The sequence below is a fragment of the Vibrio nomapromontoriensis genome (genome assembly GCF_050337205.1).
In the GTDB taxonomy this organism is placed as follows: Bacteria; Pseudomonadota; Gammaproteobacteria; order Enterobacterales; family Vibrionaceae; genus Vibrio; species Vibrio nomapromontoriensis.
This window is the reverse complement of sequence record NZ_JAKJSS010000007.1, coordinates 755,391-774,855: the sequence shown is the minus strand read 5'-3', so window position 1 is coordinate 774,855 and position 19,465 is coordinate 755,391. Positions and strand designations below refer to the sequence as shown.

The 19,465-nt window shown below is 45.7% G+C and carries 14 protein-coding genes; 13 read left to right on the top strand and 1 reads right to left on the bottom strand.

Features of this window, described 5'->3' with window-relative positions:
* Positions 1 to 11: 11 nt before the first annotated feature.
* From L4D05_RS07580 to L4D05_RS07525, 12 genes are all read left to right on the top strand, one after another.
* Positions 12 to 437 (top strand): nuclear transport factor 2 family protein, encoded by a 426-nt coding sequence (locus tag L4D05_RS07580; protein WP_428793502.1) that lies wholly within the window; start codon positions 12 to 14, stop codon positions 435 to 437.
* Between the two features lie 88 nt (positions 438 to 525).
* Positions 526 to 1,977: an NAD(P)/FAD-dependent oxidoreductase gene (locus tag L4D05_RS07575; RefSeq protein WP_428751626.1), complete on the top strand. Its 1,452-nt coding sequence runs from the start codon at positions 526 to 528 to the stop codon at positions 1,975 to 1,977.
* Positions 1,978 to 2,134: 157 nt separating this feature from the next.
* Positions 2,135 to 3,136 carry a TRAP transporter substrate-binding protein gene (locus L4D05_RS07570; protein ID WP_428751627.1) on the top strand — a complete coding sequence of 334 codons (1,002 nt, stop codon included), beginning with the start codon at positions 2,135 to 2,137 and terminating at the stop codon, positions 3,134 to 3,136.
* Between the two features lie 122 nt (positions 3,137 to 3,258).
* Entirely contained in the window at positions 3,259 to 3,801 is a 543-nt protein-coding gene (locus L4D05_RS07565; RefSeq protein ID WP_428751628.1) for a TRAP transporter small permease, read from the top strand.
* Between the two features lie 21 nt (positions 3,802 to 3,822).
* Positions 3,823 to 5,163, top strand: a complete 1,341-nt coding sequence (locus tag L4D05_RS07560) for a TRAP transporter large permease (RefSeq protein WP_428751629.1) — start codon at positions 3,823 to 3,825, stop codon at positions 5,161 to 5,163.
* Positions 5,164 to 5,174: 11 nt separating this feature from the next.
* Positions 5,175 to 6,059, top strand: a complete 885-nt coding sequence (locus tag L4D05_RS07555) for a cache domain-containing protein (RefSeq protein WP_428751630.1) — start codon at positions 5,175 to 5,177, stop codon at positions 6,057 to 6,059.
* 413 nt (positions 6,060 to 6,472) lie between these two features.
* Complete coding sequence (locus L4D05_RS07550) at positions 6,473 to 6,937, top strand: toxin-activating lysine-acyltransferase (protein ID WP_428751631.1); 465 nt, start codon at positions 6,473 to 6,475, stop codon at positions 6,935 to 6,937.
* Positions 6,938 to 7,026: 89 nt separating this feature from the next.
* The gene (locus L4D05_RS07545; RefSeq protein ID WP_428793501.1) at positions 7,027 to 13,005 is read left to right on the top strand and encodes a hypothetical protein; all 5,979 of its coding nucleotides are present in this window, start codon (positions 7,027 to 7,029) and stop codon (positions 13,003 to 13,005) included.
* 60 nt (positions 13,006 to 13,065) lie between these two features.
* Entirely contained in the window at positions 13,066 to 13,362 is a 297-nt protein-coding gene (locus tag L4D05_RS07540; RefSeq protein ID WP_428751633.1) for a hypothetical protein, read from the top strand.
* A gap of 11 nt (positions 13,363 to 13,373) precedes the next feature.
* On the top strand, positions 13,374 to 15,527 hold the full coding sequence (locus L4D05_RS07535; RefSeq protein ID WP_428793500.1) for a peptidase domain-containing ABC transporter: 2,154 nt from the start codon (positions 13,374 to 13,376) through the stop codon (positions 15,525 to 15,527).
* The gene (locus L4D05_RS07530) at positions 15,524 to 16,870 is read left to right on the top strand and encodes an HlyD family type I secretion periplasmic adaptor subunit (protein ID WP_428793499.1); all 1,347 of its coding nucleotides are present in this window, start codon (positions 15,524 to 15,526) and stop codon (positions 16,868 to 16,870) included. The genes L4D05_RS07535 and L4D05_RS07530 overlap by 4 nt, the downstream gene beginning before the upstream one ends.
* 1 nt (position 16,871) lies before the next feature.
* Positions 16,872 to 18,374 (top strand): TolC family protein, encoded by a 1,503-nt coding sequence (locus L4D05_RS07525; RefSeq protein ID WP_428793498.1) that lies wholly within the window; start codon positions 16,872 to 16,874, stop codon positions 18,372 to 18,374.
* Between the two features lie 58 nt (positions 18,375 to 18,432).
* On the opposite strand, the gene L4D05_RS07520 is transcribed toward L4D05_RS07525, so the two are convergent.
* Positions 18,433 to 18,651 carry a hypothetical protein gene (locus L4D05_RS07520; protein ID WP_428751637.1) on the bottom strand — a complete coding sequence of 73 codons (219 nt, stop codon included), beginning with the start codon at positions 18,649 to 18,651 and terminating at the stop codon, positions 18,433 to 18,435.
* 312 nt (positions 18,652 to 18,963) lie between these two features.
* Between L4D05_RS07520 and L4D05_RS07515 the strand changes: the two genes are divergently transcribed.
* Positions 18,964 to 19,461: a hypothetical protein gene (locus L4D05_RS07515; protein ID WP_428793497.1), complete on the top strand. Its 498-nt coding sequence runs from the start codon at positions 18,964 to 18,966 to the stop codon at positions 19,459 to 19,461.
* Positions 19,462 to 19,465 lie beyond the last annotated feature (4 nt).

Below are 19,465 nucleotides of genomic sequence, written 5' to 3'. Positions count from 1 at the left end.
GGAATACGGATATGAACATGCAAACAGGAACATTTCCAGAAATCGAAAGCAATCAAGTAGATGTCGAATTTTTACAGTCTTTCAGTGATGCCTGGAACAATCATGACATTGAAGCACTGATGGGTTTTATTACCGATGACTGTGTGTTCCATACCGTAGCGGGCGATGGCGTTTTAGGCAACACAATAGCAGGCCGAGAAGCGGTTAGAAAAAGCTTCGAATTGGTTTGGCAAAACTTTCCTGATGCCGCTTGGTCAGACCCTAGCCATTTTGTTTGTGGTGACCGTGCGGTATCAGAATCGACATTTTCTGCGACCAACCCAGATGGTGGTGTGATTGAAGCAAGAATGGTGGATGTCTTTACCCTCAAAGATGGCAAGATCAGTGTAAAGAATGCGTTTCGAAAAACACGGCCAGTGATTGCGGCTAGAGCATGATGCTCGTGATGCACACATCTATCCACGCAGTCTTGCGAGCTACTTGTCAGTGTGACTTGCGTGTCAGTATATCAAGGAGGGTGAAGTTATGAGTGTAGTCATCGAGCAGCCTGTACCTGACGCCATTGATCGTCAGTCACCAAGTACGCAAGCCAAAGAGCATTACGATCCACAGTACGATCCGCTAAAAGATAACAGCCCAGGGTGTGGCAAAGAATACGCGCCTACTTATTGGGTTGATACCGCCGGAGAGCCACCGGAAGATGATGGACCTATCGTGAAAGATATGGAAGCGGAAGTGGTTATTATTGGTTCTGGATATACCGGTTTAAGCACGGCGATCCATCTTGCTGAAATGTATGGCATTAAAGCAACGGTAATTGAAGCAAACCGTGCGAGTTGGGGTTGCAGTACTCGAAATGGTGGGCAGGCACAGTGCGCAACAGGTCGATTAAAGCGCTCACAGTGGATTGCCCGTTGGGGTTTAGACACCGCGCTTAAAATGCATCAAGAATGCCTAGACGGAATGGAGACGTTTAAGGCGCTGATTAAAGACATTGATTGCGATGCACAGCATGGTGGACATTTATACATTGCTCATCGCCCTAAGGTGATGCGAACGCTGGAAAAAGAAGCTAAGTTGTTGCGTGAGACATTTAATTACAACGCGCAAATTCTCGATGCAGCGACGGTAAAGCGCGAGTATGTCGATGATGAAGAAGCCGCGGGTGCTATGCACGAGCCTGAGGGAATTGGAATACATGCTGGCAAATTGGCCTTTGGTTACTTAAAAAAAGCACGAGCATTGGGAGTTAAAGTTCACCCCTCTAGCCCTGTATTAGGCTGGGAAACTCGTGATGGAATGCATTATATCAAGACCCCGAATGGCACTGTCACTGCAAAAAATGTGGGTGTCTGTACTGGCGGTTATACCAGTCAGGGTTTGCACTCTGAACTGAAAAATCGGCTGCTCCCTGTTTTGTCTAATTCAATGGTGACGCGCCCGTTAACCGAAGACGAAATAGCGGCCTGTAATTTCAAAACCAATCAGGTGATTACCGACACCCGAGTGTTGCGTCACTACTATCGTTTATTGCCGGATAACCGTGTGCAAATAGGAACCCGTAGTGCTATTTCAGGCCGCGATGCGCCGAACAAAAAATATGAAGACATGCTAAAAGCGGATTTGGCAAAAAAATTCCCAGCTTTAAAAGGGATTCAGATTGACTACTCATGGTGGGGTTGGGTCGATGTGAGTCATGACATGATGCCAAGAATTTATCAGCCTAACCCCAATGAAACCATTTTCTATGCGTTGGGTTATGGCGGTAATGGCGTCATGTACTCTGCTCAGGCAGGCAAAAGGTTGGCGCAGTGGATTGGAGGTGAAGGGCATGAACTCAACCTGCCTATTTTTGAATCCAAGCTGCCATTTCCAAATATACAAGAAGTGGTTGAGTCAGAGTTCTTTGCGCCGTTTCGACGCGTAGGGCAACACTTTCTTTACCAATGGTATCAGTTAAAAGATGAGGTGCTTTAGGCTCCGACAGGTGACATCTAATAGATAGAGGGCATCCCCTGTCAGCAAGAATTTGTTTCCATCAATAGGGAAGTAACGACGACCAGGATTGTTGTACCAGGTCACCTTAAAAGCAATGTACAGAATAATAGATGTACACATAATAAAGGTTAAGACTATGACATTTACAAAGAACAAACTCGTAGCCACTGTTGCCATTATGGCGACGACGTTCATGTCGCACAGCGCTATCTCAGCGACATTTAAAATGGCTATCGGTGATGCCGCGGGCGGTACACAATGGGAGCTCGGAACGAAATTCACTGAGTTGATGGAAGAGAAAACCGATGGGCAGGTCAAGATCGACCTATTTCCAAATGGTCAATTGGGTAATGAGCAAGATACGGTCAATGATGCTGCGATTGGATTACTCGATTTTTCAATCCTCGCCATTAACAATGTGACGCCTTTCTCTCCAACCGTTGGCTTGCTAACAATGCCTTACGTCATTCAAAGTGCCGAAGAAGCGGTACTGTTGACGCAAGGAGAGGTAGGTCAGGAGTTGGTAGAAAATACCATTCGTGATGCCAACGTACGTGTGGTTGGTTGGGCATATTCTGGTTTCAGAGTCATCACCAATTCGAAAAAACCGGTGGCGTCGCCTGAAGATCTAAAAGGTCTTGTTATTCGAGTGCCTCGTAACGAAATTATGATTGCTTCTTATCAGGCATGGGGTGTGAACCCAACGCCAATGGCTTGGTCTGAAACCTTTACTGGCTTGCAGCAAGGTGTGGTTGACGGGCAAGACAACCCTTATATCACGGTCTACGCAATGAAGTTTAACGAAGTACAAAAATACGTCACGAACGTGCGCTATATCTTCTCTCTAGAGCCACTTATTGTCAGTGAGTCCGTTTTCCAGCAACAATCTGCTGAAATGCAAAAAACCATTTTGGAAGCGGGTCAAGAAGCGACTGAGCACAGTTTTGCGTACCTACAAGAAACGGAAAGTAAGATCCGTAAAGAGTTAGAAATGAAAGGCATGGTGTTTACCGACCCTGCGAATGGTGAGAAAGAGTGGATCGAAAAGGTCACAACCAAAGTTTGGCCTAAGTTCTACACCAGCATTGGTGGTAAAGACAAACTTGATAATGTTCTGGAGTTGTTGGGTAGAAAGTAACCATAGGACTAGCGCTGTCTAGCAGTGTCCCCTGCTGCTAGACAGCGTGATTACATGCCTACTCAATAACGTTTTGAAATTAGAGCGATTGGTTGTCATGTAGAACATAAAAAGGAGGCTATATGTCGGTCGCAAACACAATAAAAAAACACCTAAATAATACCGAGGAATACGCATGCTGCTTATTGTTAGCAAGCTTTGTTTTACTGTTATTTAGTCAAATTATTACTCGTCAGTTCTTTGATTATTCGATTCCCTGGGGAGATGAAGTCGCTACGTATATGTTTGTTTGGTTTGCCTACCTTGGTGCCGTCGTTGCGGCCAAAATGTCGGCGCATAACCGAGTGAGTTTTCATTTCAAATTTTTCCCACCAATCGTAAAAACCGTTAGTGAGACCATTGCTGACTTACTCTGGTTAGCTTTCAATGGTTATTTTGTTTATCTAAGCTATGACTTTGTTTTTAATAAAATGAATCTCTTTTGGAAGTCTCAAACTACAGGTATTCCAATGAAATACTTCTATATGATTTTGCCGATTGCGTTTTCGTTAATGATGGTTCGAATCATCTGGAACAACTATGAGCGCTTGTTTAAAGGGGCTGAAAACGAAGACCCAGAAGCGAAAGAGTTGCGAAAAATGACCATGCAAAAAAACCTGCCTTAACGAAACGGAAGAGACATTACTATGGAAGCTTATTTAACTCTGATTCTTTTTGGTGGCTTTTTATTCCTACTTATCCTAGGTGCACCGATCACGGTGTCTTTAGCTGGCGCTTCGATGGCCGCTTACTTGATACTGGATAAAAATCCCATTGCCTTGGTACAAATCGCTTTTACGTCGGTTGGTAATTTTCCCCTAATGGCGTTGCCTGCGTTCGTGTTGGCAGGCGCATTAATGGAAGCCGCTGGGATCTCTAAACGGTTGGTGGATATTGCCGAAAGTCTGGCAGGGCCAGTGACGGGTGGGTTAGGCGCCGCCACGGTGATGGCATGCTTATTTTTTGGTGCCATTTCAGGCTCTGGCCCTGCAACAACAGCAGCGGTTGGCATGTTAATGGTGCCAGCGATGGTCAAGAGAGAGTATGACAGAAGTTATGCATCGGCGGTGACGGCAGCCTCTGGGGGACTTGGGATTATTATTCCACCGTCGATACCTTTGGTGATCTTCGGTATTTCATCGATGGGGTTGATGGCACCACCAGAAGCCATTGCTTTACACGGACAGTTTGCTTCTTTATCAATTCCGAAATTGTTTGTGGCGGGCGTTGTGCCGGGGTTGATTATGGCCTCTACCTTAGTCATGACCAATTATATGATTGCTAAGCGCGAAGGGTATCGGGGGCTGTCTGAAAACTGGTCCTTTGATGAAGTTAAAGTGTCGATAAAGCGCGGGTTATGGTCGATATTAGCGCCGTTTTTGATTCTTGGTGGTATTTATACTGGCATGTTTACACCAACAGAGTCAGCGGTTGTCGCTATTTTCTACTCGTTGTTTGTTGGTGTGTTTATTCACCGAGAGTTGTCGTTTAAAAACATCTTAAAATCGCTTTCTACAACAACATGGATCACGGGTAGAGTACTGCTGATTTTGTTTGCGGCAACAGTATTTGGCCGTCTGTTGATTGAGCAAAAGATCCCTGTGATTGTTGCGGAGTCTTTGCTTGGCTTTACCGATAATATGTATCTGGTATGGGCGCTCACAATCATGTTGCTGTTGTTTATCGGTATGTTTATGGAAACCCTTGCCGCCATTATGATCATTGTGCCTGTTCTATTGCCGATTATGTACATGTTGGGCGCTGATCCGACACATGTGGGAATTGTTATCGTCTGCACGTTATCGATTGGTTTTGCAACCCCGCCGCTGGGGGAAAATATCTTTGTGGCGTCAGGGATAGGAGGGGCTACCGTGGAACAAATTACCGCTAAGATTCACCCGTTTGTGGTGGCGTCTATTGTCGGCGTTTTTGTTATCGCCTTCTTCCCGAAAATAAGCCTGTGGTTACCGTCGATGGTAGGTTACTAGGAGATAGTACATTGAAAATACGACAAATTATAATGACGAGCATTGCGTTTTGGCTGGTGTTAGTCAGTCTAAACCTTCGCGCTGAAGAGGCGACGAATGTTTTGGAGATCAGTGAGCCGCATGTTTCGACCGAGGCCGAGTTAAGAACCAAAACACTACTGGCAAAGGCGGTGCTTCATGTACAGGTTAATGGTGATGAAAGTGTGGAAGATTTTTCACGTGATGCACAATTTACGGATGGGGAGCTGTATGTGTTTGCGGTAGGTATCGACGGAGAATTTCTCGCCAGTGGTGGCTCGTCTATGGTGCTTATTGGCGACAGTGTACTTGATACGCAGGATGTTTACGGTAAACCCTTTTTTCGTGAAATGCTTTCTAAGGCAGTGCACAGCGGTTTTGGTGAAGTGGAATATCATTGGACGAACCCTACCGATAGAATGGGCGAACCAAAGCGAACGTTTTTTGAGCGTGTAGGGGATATCATTGTCGCGGTTGGTTATTACCCAGAGCGTTCAAGTTCGGCAGAAGCTAAGCACCTCCTTGCTCGCGCAATGACCGCAATGGTCAAATCGGAGCAGCAAAGCATTGCGGCATTTAATGATATTGATGGGGACTTCGTCGAAGGTGATCTCTATGTATTTGTTTTGGATATGAACTCAGGCAAATTTCTTGCCCATGGGACTTCACCTGAGCTCATCGGGCTATCGCATAATGAGATACTAAGCCCTGATAATAAGCCAATTATCACCGAGATGCTCAAGCTAGCACGAGAGAATGGTCGAGGAGAATACTCGTATCGTTGGCTTAATCCGCTCTCAAGTGAAGTGGAGAACAAACATACTTATTATCGAGTCATCGATAATAAATTGGTCGCGGTAGGCTATTACACTCGATGAGTTAATCTTGGCTGACTGCCAGACATCGCTCGTTATCGAGACACCATTAGAGGTTGTCTCGATAACGGGCAATCATATTCCCCCCAAGAAGAGCATAATTGGGTCGGTTTGCGATTGATGCCCATGCTTTAGCTGAAATTAACGATATAACGACTGTCGCTTTCTTCTAGCGCCTTTTATCAATATCTGCCTCTTTAGAACCCCATTTACCCACCTCTCGAGTGTTTACTTCAAACGTCTTTTCGATCTGTATTTACCAGTACAAGCGGTCTCATATACATCTAGTTTGATGATCATGATCACTAAAATTAAAACAATTCGTCTCATAATTTAACTATTTGTTGAGTATAGGTGCATAAGTTACTAACAATAGGGATGACTGGTGAATATTTAAACAAGTTCGGAGAGGGTATATGAAGCTAGAGCGTCCATATATGAATGAGAAAGAGATGCAGCTTATTGGTGAAGTCTCATGGTTGCTATTGCAATCAGAAGTACATCGAGATTATCCCCTGCATGTTCTGGAAAGCCGGTTTTTGAATGCGATAAGAATGGGGCAATGTCGATTTTTTTATGATGAGCAAGGTCCCATTGGCATTGTGACTTGGGCACAAGTTACCCGCGAGTGGCATGAAAAGCTGACTGACGACGATGTCTGGCTACCGGAGGTGGAATGGAATAGGGGTAACTACCTTTGGTTCATGGACTTTGTTGCTCCATTTGGAAATTGCACCGCGATTCGAAGAAGTTTGAGCCAGCAGTTTAGCCATAAAGATCAAGCCTGGTGTCGACGCCTTGGCGCTGGTACTAAGGCCGACAGGGTATTTAAACATCGGAAAGGTCATGTTGAACATAGTGGTGCTAGTTATTTGAATTGATCGGGTGCTGTGGAGTGAAACCGATGACACTGCACGCGTCAGTACGCAGAAAGTAGCGAGTGTGTTTAAAACAACAGAAGGAAAATGAAATGGGAACGCGAAATTATCAAGGTGGTAACGGCGCAGACAGGCTTCATGCTGGTCACGCCACGCATAAAAGTATTATTTCAGGAGGGGGAGGAAATGATGATCTCAGTGCTGGACATACAACTTGGGAATCATGGATCTATGCCGGAGACGGTAACGATGTCATTGGTAACTATAACAAAGCACTGAACCAAATTTATATCTGGGATGGTGCCGGTGATGATTACGTCAATGTTGGCGCGGTGAACGTCAATATCTATGCGAGCTCGGGTAACGATACCTATAAAGTTACGTCTGGTAGCAATGTTTACATTGAGCTTGGTACCGGAGAAAAAGACGTGACGGTCAACTATGTCGGCTCTAAAGCAACATTGGTCGAAAAAGGTACGTGGTATGACCGTGATATTAATGTTAAGTCCGCGAATACCAGTGTAACCACGGGGTATGGTAATGACACGATATACGCCTTTGGGACCTTTAATTGCAAAGTGGAAACGTGGGGCGGGAACAATAATATTATCGCCGAAGGTGCGGGGGTCAGTGTGAAATCCGGTAGTGGTCACGATACGATCTATACCAGTGCGGTTTCTTCGTATATTCACAGTGGTGATGGTGATGACTGGATCGTCTCGAAAGGCGCGTCGGTAACGGCACATACTGGCTGGAATGGGAATAATTACGTTTATGCTGGTGGCGCTCATGCGGATGTATGGACCGGCAATGGGCACGATGAAGTTGATGCTCGAGGCATTTACGCCAAGGTTCGTACCGAAGGTGGTAACGATATCATCAACATTAATGCGGTTGGTGCCACCGTTCATGCTGGTAGTGGTAACAACAAGTTGTACATCCGTGCGGCGGGCGCAAATATTACGGCGGGCAATGGTCATGATTATGCCTACGTTGGTGCTGGGGTTGGGTTGGTTGATTTAGGTCACGGCAACAATACAGTGGATTATCACGCGGTTGGTGGCACAGTCAGAGTGGGCAACGGTAATGACAGAGTGAATGTGCGTGCTGTTGGTGTCGGTATGAATGTGGGGGAAGGGAATAATCATCTCGATGTTCGTGCGGCGGGTGCCAATATTACCGCGGGTAATGGTCACGATTACGCTTATGTCGGAGCTGCGGTTGGTTTGCTAAATCTAGGTCACGGTAATAATACGGTGGATTTTCATGCCATTGGCGGTGAAGTTCGCGTTGGTGATGGAAATGACCGAATTAATGTCCGTGCTGTTGGTGTCAATATCGACGCTAAGGGCGGACATAACCACATTGATGTACGTGCCGCGGGAGCTCGTATTACGGCAGGTAATGGTAATGATTATGCCTATGTCGGTGCGGGGGTAGGGCTACTTGATCTTGGTGAAGGTAACAATCACGCCGTGTTGCATGCCGCCGGAGGCAATGTCTTTGTTGGAGATGGTGATGACCGAATTGAAGTAAAAGCGATAGGTGTCAAGATTGATGCTAAGCATGGTAACAACACTATTTTAGTGAGTGCGGCGGGTGCTGAAATTACCAGTGGCAATGGTAATGATGTGATTGATTCGCTCTCGGTCGGCGGTCAGTCGATTAACTCAGGAAACGGCAATGATGTCATTAAAGCTTACGGTGGCGTGAATGTGGTTTCTGCGGGATGGGGCAATAACACGATTGATGCACGAGGTGGGATGAACGTGGTGCAGGTTGCCCATGATAACAATACCATCCACAGTGCTGGTGGCCTTAACGTGGTGTTAGCTGGTCATGGACGAAATACCATTGATGCCTTTGGTGGTGGAAACTTCGTGTTTTCAGGCAATGGTCGCAATACGATTCATGCGGCAGGCGCGTTGAATATTGTCTTTGCCGGCGATGGAAAAAATGTCATTCGAGCGGAAGGTGGTTTTAATATCATTGGCACGGGTAATGGCGGCGGCTCAGGCGCTTCTTCTGTTGGACAGGTTGCTCACGGCGAAGTGGCAGGCAATGAAATCCGTGCTTATAGCTTCGGTAATTTCATTTTGTCAGGCGATGGCGACGACAAAATTCGAGCTGGGGGGTTACTGTCAATTGTCACTGAGGATGGTGATGACTTTGGCAAGGATACAGGGGTCGATCATCTTAAAAATTTAGCCAACGTAACAAGCGCAGGAAATATTGTTCTGGCGGGCGAAGGCAACAACGTAGTGAAAGTATACGGCGGAGGTAATTTAGTTCAAACGGGGTCAGGTAACGATCTCATTGTCGCGTTTGGTTATGCGAATTTGATCATTGCAGGAAATGGCACCAATGACATTACCACGCTTGGGGCTTACAACATTGTTTGGGGCGGCTCGGGCGACGACACGTTATGTACGATGGGCGATTCAAACATCTTTATTGCTGGTGACGGGAATAACACCATGACAGCAATAGGATTGAACAATGTCTTCCTTGGTGCTGGTGGCAATGATGATGTCATGGTGGCTGGTGCAAACAATATTTTGGTCATGGGCGGGGGCGATAACATCGCCGTTGCGGTAGGCGGCAATAATATTTTCCAAGGCGCCAGTGGTAACGACGCATTTATTGGTCTAGGAAATGTCAACGCTATGCTTGCGGGTAATGGTGACAACTTTATGGTTGGCGTTGGGATGAAAAACCTGTTCTGGGCAGGCGATGGTAATGATGTGATGGTCGCGCTAGGACAGCTGAATGTCATGCTGGCTGGTGATGGTGAAAATGATGTCATTGTGGCAGGCATGGACAACATTGTTCTGACGGGCAGTCAGGATGATGCGGTTGCCGCGCTTGGCACGAAAAATATCATTTCTACTGCTTCGGGTAACGATACTATTTATGCCTTTGGGTATTCGAATTTCGTTCATGCAGGCGGAGGGAATGATGTCGCGATTCTAGCGGGGCGTTACAACGTCGCCTTGACGGGATGGGGCAATGATATTGTGGCTGCTGTTGGACAGCATAATATTTTACTGACCGAAGGCGGTGACGACGTTGTGCTTTCGGTTGGTCAAAATAATGTGGTTCTATCGGGGAGTGGTAACGATACGATTGCGGCATTTGGTAAGGAAAACTGGATAGCTTCAGGTGGTGGTGCAGATATCATTCTAGCCGTTGGTAAACGCAACATGATCGCTGCAGACAATGAGATTACCTTTTCAACAGAAGAAATTACAGAGCTTAAAAAAGGCACTGAAAATATGTTCCAAGAGAAGGATGACAAAGGTGAGCGTAGTGGTGATCCTGTAAAAGGAACGCTGGGTTCAGCAAGCTTTGAAGCTGAAATGAAAATGAGTGGCAACTTCAATTTGCTATTCCCAGAGATGGACTTCTCCGACCCAAGTGTCCCGGATTGGAAGACCCCATCATTGACGATTCCTCAGTACGACTTTGATATCCCACCTATCCCAGCATTGAAATCGGCGCCTTCATACCAATATGGTTCGCTGGGTAACTATGGCTTACCCGAAATTCACTTACCTACTATCAGTACACCAGAAATAGAGATACCGAGTATCACGTTGCCGTCACTTTGCATGCCATCACTGAGTGGATTTGGAGTGGAAGTCGATAGCCTTGATTTGGAGTTAACGTATGAATTAGATGTGAATTCATCGATATTCAGTGGAGCGGACTCGATGCTAGGTGACCTATTTGGTTACGAGTCGGGCGGCGGACAAAGCAGGAACATCCTTAACTCCCAAGCCGAGTTTAAGCCGAGGTTTAATGATAATGGTGCGTTCTTAAATATGTATACCTATCAATCGGCTGATTTAGGCGACATTGATACAGCAACGAAAGGGGCGTCTGACAATTATTTCCTTTACGGCGATGAGGACACCCCTGCCGAAGCTGGTACAGACAATCACTTGATCAATGAAACATCGGTTGGGCAATGGACTACCCCGGATGACTTTGAACTTAAACACACTGAGACCACATCTGGAGGTGGTGGCGGTTCTAACGGAACCGACTCGACGACCTATACCACGGTCAAGCTTCCAACATTGCATTTACCTGAGATAAAAGTGCCAGAATTCAATCTTAACGGTTTTGACTTGTCAGGATTTAGTTTATTCGGCACAGCCTTGAGTGGGCGTGAGTTCTATGGTTTCAAGGTTCCAAACTTTGAAATCCCAGAATTTGGTGTTCCTGACTTTAGCTTGGGTGACTACACCGATATGGATGCGCTGACACTGCCTGCTCAGGCCATCAATATACCCGCATTTTCTATTCCTAATGTGATTGGGATTGATTGGTCTGAACGGCTGCCTTCTTTTGACAATAACTACCACCTACTTCAAGAAAATGAAGCGGGAGATTGGGGGGATGTCATGCTGGCGCTTGGGGATACTAACCGACTGATGGGAGGTCGTGGTGACGACGTCGCGATTGGCGTTGGCCGAGAAAACGTTGTTTATACTGGCCGAGGTAATGATATTGCCCTCATGGTTGGCGCAGAAAATACTTGGCGTGATGACTACGGTGCAAATATTGCTCTGGCGATCGGCGGGACAAACACGCTCGCGGGTGGTGTTGATAATGATGTGCTGGTGGCAATCGGCAATGAAAATAACCTGTCAGGCGGCATTGGCGAAAATCTCATAGCGGCGATAGGTAACAAAAATACGATTACGGGCGACACCTCTCCGGGGATGCCGGGCGATACGCCTAAAAATGTCATCTTTGCACTGGGTAATGAAAACACCGTTAAAGGTGGCTTTGCCACAACAACAGCCGTGGTTGTGGGTAGAAAAAATACCGTTAAGACGACCTTTAAAGACGACTATATCGTTTCCATCGGTGTGGAAAATACGGTTTCTCTGCATAAAGGGAAAGACGTGGCATTTGTGATGGGCATTGATAATAAAGTCTATGGCGATGATGTTGATCAGTTCGGTGCAGATAATGATGTCATTGTCGCAGCTGGATTGCGCAACATGATTGACGGGGGCGGTGGCAACGATGGACTGTTTGCGGGTGGATTATTCAATCACGTAGTAGCCGGTAACGGTGATGACTTAGTGGTCTCGATGGGCAGTAAGTCACTGGTCAGCGGTGGCAGCGGTAATGATGTTATTGCGACGATTGGCGGCGCTAATACCGTAACCGCTGGTTTAGGTGACGATTTTGCTATCAATCTAGGCTTAGCCAATGTTGTCTCGATGGGAGAAGGCAACGACACGGTACTTAATATTGGTCTCGCAGGTGTGACTTCTGGTGGCGAAGGGAACGATGTATTCCTTGATCTGGGCTGGGAGACGTTTGACTTACTTACCTCTAGTGGTGCAACCATTATTAACAAAGTATTGGGTGGGTTGACCGACTTTATGGGCAATGTTGTCAGCACCTTTGGTGGTGACAAACAAGATAGCATCGCTTCTTTGCTTAGTTTTGATGACCAATCGGTGTCATTGGGTAACGCCGGTAACGATGTGTTTGTCTCGGGCTTTGGCCGCTCTCAAGTCACAGGAGGCACCGGGAGTGATAGCTATCGATTTACCTTGGGAAGTGGCCGGTTTGATATTTATGAATCGGATACGCCTAATGAAGTCGACACGCTGTTTATCAACTCCAACTCGACGCAAAACGACGTGGTTTTTTCTTTGGATAACTTGGTGTTATCTACGGATTATACAAACTTGGACGTTGTCTTTGATGGTCAGTCTGTCGCTGAGATTGGTCTCAATAATTGGGGGGATAACGATGTCTTTAATGTTGAAGGGTTAGCTAACCTTAGCTTTAGTCAACTTAAGCAGCATTGGGACAATATGGACGCATCGGTATCAGAGCAGTTAAGAGGTTTTGATGCCTTTGATTCTGCGTCTGCACTTGAAGAGGGCGCACAAGCTACCATTGCTTGGCTCAATGATGGCGAAGCTGGAAAAGTCGATTTCGGCGACATCAATGATGGTTTATCGAATATGGTCGATAGCATTATTGGTGATATGCACGATTCGAAAACAAAAATTGATAGCGCAGTAGGACTTGCGTGATCGGGAGCCTAGCTCGGTTATTGAGCTAGGCATTTTTTTATCTAGTAAGGAAATTAAATCATGGCAGATCAACATTATATTGATGGCATTGAAAATGTCGCGATCATTGCAGGGAATATTCGAATGGACTTTTATACGTTTGCAGTTGACCCAGAAACAAGTGGTAAGGAGCCGCCAAAAGAACATAATTTACGTTTAGTGATGTCTCCGGATGCGTTTTTACGCAGCTGGCAAACTCATGCGCAACTGTTGGAAGAACTGAAAAGTCGCGGGCTAGTAACAGAAAAGCAAGCGAATACCGAACCTGAAGTCACTGAAGACCAGCCAGCCGCTAATCTTGCCCCGAGCTTTAGTTAAAAGGAGAGGATATGAACACAGCATTGGACGCGTATGTTCTTATCGCTCGGTATTACCAGATATATCATTCTGCTGATACCTTGATACGCGATCATGGGGTCAAGGATGAGCCTATGACAGCGTTGGATTTAACGCTCTTGATTAATCAAACTGGATTAACAGCACAGTGTACGACACTGCGTTGGCGTCAGTTTATAAGGTTAGGAGCGGCGTTCCCTATTATTATTCAGCTGAGTAACAATGAGTTTGTTGTTGCAGCTGGAGTACGTGCATCATCAAGCGGTGAGTTAGAAGTATTAATTCAGGATCCCAAGGCTGCGAGTATGGATCTTGTGCCTATCGCAGAAAAAGCCTTTCGTTCGTATTGGAAAGGCTGTTGCATTTTTGTCCGTCCCATTGGCTCGGAGTTAGGGTTAGAGCAGCCATTTGGTTTTCGCTGGCTCTTTCATGAAGCACTGAAACAACCTGCGATGTTATACAACATTATCGTAGTCTCGTTATTTCTCCATATTATTGCGTTTGTTGTCCCGCTATTTTCCATGGTGGTCTTCGATAAGGTTATTGGCTACTCCGGTTATTCCACGCTTCATGTTTTGTTCATCGGTGCTGCGGCCGCTTTAGTGATTAGCGGCGTGCTATCTTTCATTCGAAATCTTATTATTTTACATGCTGTTGCAAGGTTAGATATCGAAATCGCTCACTTAACGTGTCGGCGCCTATTTAGGCTTCCTTTAGCTTTTTTTCATAAGGTAGCGGCAGGTAAACTGGCGAAACAGGTGCAAGAAGCAAGTAGTATTCGAGAGTTTATTACTGGGAATTTACTTTTTACGTTAATCGAACTTACTTCCGTTGTCGTTCTGATCCCCGTGATGTGGTTTTTTAGCCCAACGTTAACTTGGTTAGTGATTGGTTTTTCAGCCGTTATTATGTTGAGTTTAGTGGCGGTTCTTCGTCCTTATCGAACACAGTTGGAGGCACTCTATCTAGCCGAAGCCGAACGCCAGTCCATTGTGGTGGAAAATGTGCGCGGTATGGAAACGATAAAAAGCATGGCGATAGAGGAGCGACAAAAGCGTGAATGGTTAGAAGTCACTGCCGATGTTGTGTCTAGGCAACATAGAGTAGGGCGATGGAGCGGCTACATTAATGAAATTAGTGGCTTTCTACAAAAACTCATGTCATTGGTGATCATTTGGTTAGGGGCGCAATTGGTTCTGGCGGGAGAAATGACGATCGGTACCTTGATTGCGTTCAACATCATGGCGAGCCGTATCGCGGGCCCGTTGGTGCAGCTTGTGGGATTGACCAGCAAATTTCAGCAGACTTCGATTAGTGTTGATATGTTGGGACGCGTGCTCAATAGCGCACCAGAGCGTGTAAGAGAAGGGGGCGTGACGTCACCAATCGCGGGTCATATTGCGGTAAAGCAGTTAAGTTTTCAATATGAACCGAATCAAGCCCCAGTCATTGACCAGCTCAGTTTTGATATTGGGCGAGGTGAGAAAATAGGCATAGTTGGACCGAGTGGCTCCGGAAAAAGCACTTTGACTCGGCTTCTTCTTGGTTTTTATAATCCGACGCAAGGTTCTATCCGAATTGACAATAACGAACTACGGGAATATGAGCCCAATTATCTTCGTTCCAAAATTGGCATTGTTTTACAAGATAGCTTCCTATTTCGAGGTTCGATAAAAGACAATATCGCTAAGTCGAGCCCCAGTAAATCACTAGAAGAGATCATACAAGTCGCTCAACTCACGGGCGCAGACACCTTTATCGACAAGCTCCCCCAAGGCTATGACACGATGCTGGAAGAAAACGGCAGCAACCTGTCAGGTGGTCAGCGCCAGCGACTTAACTTTTCTAGAGCACTGCTCGACGATCCTAAAGTGTTATTAATGGATGAGGCGACCAGTGCGCTTGATGCGGAAAGTGAGCAACACATATTGGATAACCTGTATCAACTTGCCCAAGGTAGAACGCTGATCAACATTTCACATCGTTTATCTTCAATGCCTTATATGGATCGTATTTTGGTCATGAACGAAGGGAAACTGGAAGATTTTGCTTCTCACCACGAGCTATTGTCACGATGTTCACTGTACAAAGAACTATGGAATCGGCAGCACCCAGCGTCGTTTGCGATACAGGAGCGCGTCGGATGAAGATTGAACCTCATGATCCGTTGATAGAACATGCCCCTAAATGGCAGCAGATTCGCCATTCTTATCCGAACCGGCCCATGTATTTGTCATTGTGGGTATTACTGGTTGCTATTGTCGCGCTAATTACGTGGTCTTGCATCTTCAAAGTGAATACTTTTGTCGTCGCAAGAGGGCATGTTAAGCCCGTGGCGCAAAATATTGTTATTCAGAGCCAGGCTGAAGGGTTGCTTGAGCAATATTTTGGTAGTGCGGGAACGGCCGTATCAAAGGGAGACCTCATTGCGATCATTGGTGGGAGGCCAATAGAGTCAGACATTCGTTCTACCCGATACCAAATGCAACGAATGAAAGCGCGCATCCGACGACTGGAAGCGGAGTTAGCTAATGAGGCCTATGATGTGGATAGTCCTCCGCGATCCTCTCAAAAATTAGAAGCTTCCTTGTTTAAAGCAAGGCGCTCAGCCTATCAAGCAACGGTTACGGCTAAAAATGTCATGCTGACCTCGCTCGACACGCGATTAGGGAGCATGAAGCAAGAAGAAGTTGTGGTACTAAAGCAAATTGAACTACAAAAAAAGCTCGTTGCTGATAAGCAAAGGTTGTATCAACAAGAAAAAGATCGATTTCGTCGAACGGGACCTAAGCGAGAAGCTTACCTTGATGCTCAAAAGCAGTTGTTAGAAATGCAGAGAAAGCACACGTCGTTGGTGAGCGCCATGACGTCGTTAAAAACAGAAGCCAAAAACACCCTTAGTGAATTAAAGCGATACATCAGTCAGCAACAAGTCGATATTTCAGATCAGTTGGTGAAATCGACGAGAGAATATATTGCGCTTGAGCAGCAGCTCTCTGCGTATCTCGTTCGACGAAAATTAGCTGAAATTCATGCCCCTATTGACGGCGTCATACTAAAAGTCGCGGACAAAACGTTTGGCAGTTACGTCGCAGCGAATGAGTTCTTATATGAGATTGTCCCAAATAATAGTCCGATGGAGATCGTTGTTGATTTAAACCCTTCTGACATTAACCAGGTCTCTATTGGTGATTCTGTCACAATTAAACTGGATTCGTTACCTTTTACTAAATACGGCACGATGAGCGGCTCGTTGCGGCAGGTGAGTGAAGATGCGCTTACTGATGATGTCTACGGTAAAGAAGCGCTGACGTTCCGAGGTTGGATCGATATTTCGAGTCTTGATGATATTCGGGATGCGCCTAGCGATTTTCGATTACAGCCGGGGCTGACGCTCGAAGCTAATATTCAAACGGACAAGCGAACGCTCATTTCATATCTCGTTTTTCCAATTGCTAAGGCATTTAACGAAAGCTTCAGGGAGCCTTAGGATGCGATTCACCTTATTGATTATAAGCGCATTGATACTGTCTGCTTGCTCCGTCACTCCAGTTAAAGTAACACAAGAACAAATAGATCTGCGAGTGATGCAACAGAGCAAATGGATTGAAAATACCCAGATGGAAATCACGGGGCCACTATCCCTGTCTGACGCGGTTATTCTAGCTTTAAAGCATAATTTGGAAATTGAGCAAGCAAGGTATCGAGTATTAGTCGGGCAAACCGCGCTTAATCATTCGGTGTTGGGCTATTTGCCACAACTTAATTCGAATTCGAATCGATACGTGAGAAATAATGATGGCGGCGCCGTGGATGTGTTGCCTCCGGCGAGGGATAAAAATTCTTCGTCGACGACAATATCATGGTCTTCACTCGACCTTGGGCAAGCCTATTTGAGAGCGCAAGAGTTGGGGAATGAGGCCTTGATGGAAGAGCAGCAGCAACGGCGGGTGTTGACTCGCATTGTTCGTGAAGTACTGAGTGCGTACGTTGAACTTGCCGCCATTGAGCAAGAAATAGAACAATCTAGGCAAATTTTAATGTTATTGGACCGCAGTTTAGCTCGAGTGAAGCTGCTGGAAAATAGTCATTTGGTGGATCCACTAGTCTTGCTTCAATATCGTGAGCAATTGCTTAGGTTACGTATTCAACTGGAAGATTTAGAACTTGATTATTTGTCATCAAAACAGGAACTCATGACATTGATCAGTGCACCTGGCTTGGAGGTGTCAATTGTTCATAAAGGTCAAAATACGTTTAATCTCTCGCTTGATGGTACTGAGCTTAAGGTGTTGGAGCGTTTTGCGCTTTATCATCGCTCTGACCTGATGGAATCTATGTATCAGATTAAAAATGCAGGGCTTGAGATAAAGCGAGCTTGGTTGGATGCATTGCCAAACTTCTCAGTGGGTTATTCGAGCTATTATGACTCGGATCCAAATTTGAGAAACAGTGAGTGGCTTCAAGTTGATCTGAATCTAGCAATAAAGGTGATTGAGTTACTGACATTACCTGCGAAACTTGATGAGTTAGAAAAGCGTCAAGCACTTGAGCAGTTGGCTTCATTGGCGAATGCTGTTGCCATTGTTGGTCAGATTAGAGCTGCCAATATCGCCTATCAAACGGATAAAAAGCGTTTGGCTATGGAGTCACAGAGAACGCGTACTCTTGAAGAAATATTTGAGTTAAGGCAGCAAAGGTTGAGCTATGAATTAATGGATGAATTAGACTTATATAAGGCGCAAGTGCAATGGGTTATTGCGAAGGTTAAGAAGGCCCAAGCGTATAGTCAGTATCAAAGATCCATTTTACGAATACTCGAAGAGTCAGGTGTGGACTTATTTCCAACAACGTCTGCGACAGCAACATCAAGTGAATTTAAAACCAGCGTCGAACACTGGTTGCGTGATTTGCCGAGCAATGTTTCTCAGCTGTTAGCTCAGTACAATGGAACCCCAAAATGCCATGCTCCGAGTTTACATGGCTGCTCGTAATGCCTGCTTAGTGATCATGAAGATTCAGGCGTCATTAAGGTTTAGCTGTGATCAAGAGTTAGCTGTCATTAAGACTTAAATGGCGCTGATAACCCGAAAATCCATTATCTCCCCAGTATGCGCTATTTGATTCGCCACCAAGTAGCAAAGCTTGGATCGTGTCTACTCGGCAACCAAGCTGCTGAGCGAGTTCAAAAACACTACCCCGTATCACCTCTGAGGTCGCGACGTTGATGAGACAATATTGTTCGTGGTTAGGGTTAAGACAATAAGCCATAGGGGACCTCCAGTGGTTAGAATGAACATTGGGCCTGTTTAATATACCTACAAATAACATAAAGTGGAACAATTCATTTCAATAAATGAATTATTGTGTTTGTTGAGCGTTAAGAATGACAAGTGGAATATGAGGGGAGTAACGGGATGACCGCAAGCGGTGGGTGTATATTGTTAACAAATGAAAAAAGGCGAAGAATTCACTAGAGTTAAGGGTTGAGGTTCTCTACACTGGTCGCCGCTCGCTCATAATCTTAGCGTACGCTTAATATTGAGCGTGCTCTAGCATTTGACTAACGGTAACGAAACCATTTTGACGCAACGTTTTTTCTCTGATCTTCGTGAGAAGTCTTTACACAAAAAAGCAAAATTCGCTTTGACCTTAACGGTTTGGGTGCTGTTTGTGTGTTTGTTGCAAAATAGTGGTGTGCTGCAAGTGTGTTCGCCGCTAAAAGACAGGAGTGACGTAGCCACAACGCCAGTAGTCGCACAGCCAAATCTACAGCAGGGTTTAAATACCGCGCTGAACGCCAGTGCTCTTGAGAGTATGTCATTAGACAGTTCAGCCTCTAAGAGTACGAGCTCACCACTACAAGGCGGCAATCAGCAAGCCAGCGAAGAGTGTCATCTGTCTAGCCAGTTATTGAGTTTCCATATCTTCGATCTTGATAGTCTTTGGCTGATTCCCCTTATTGTCACGCTTCTCGCTCTGGGTATTTATCGTGTTCAGAGAATGTCGTTTGTCCCCTTTGCACCGCCGATTTTTAGTCGATATCGGATTCATCTCCGGCACTGCACTTTCCAAGAATAACGCT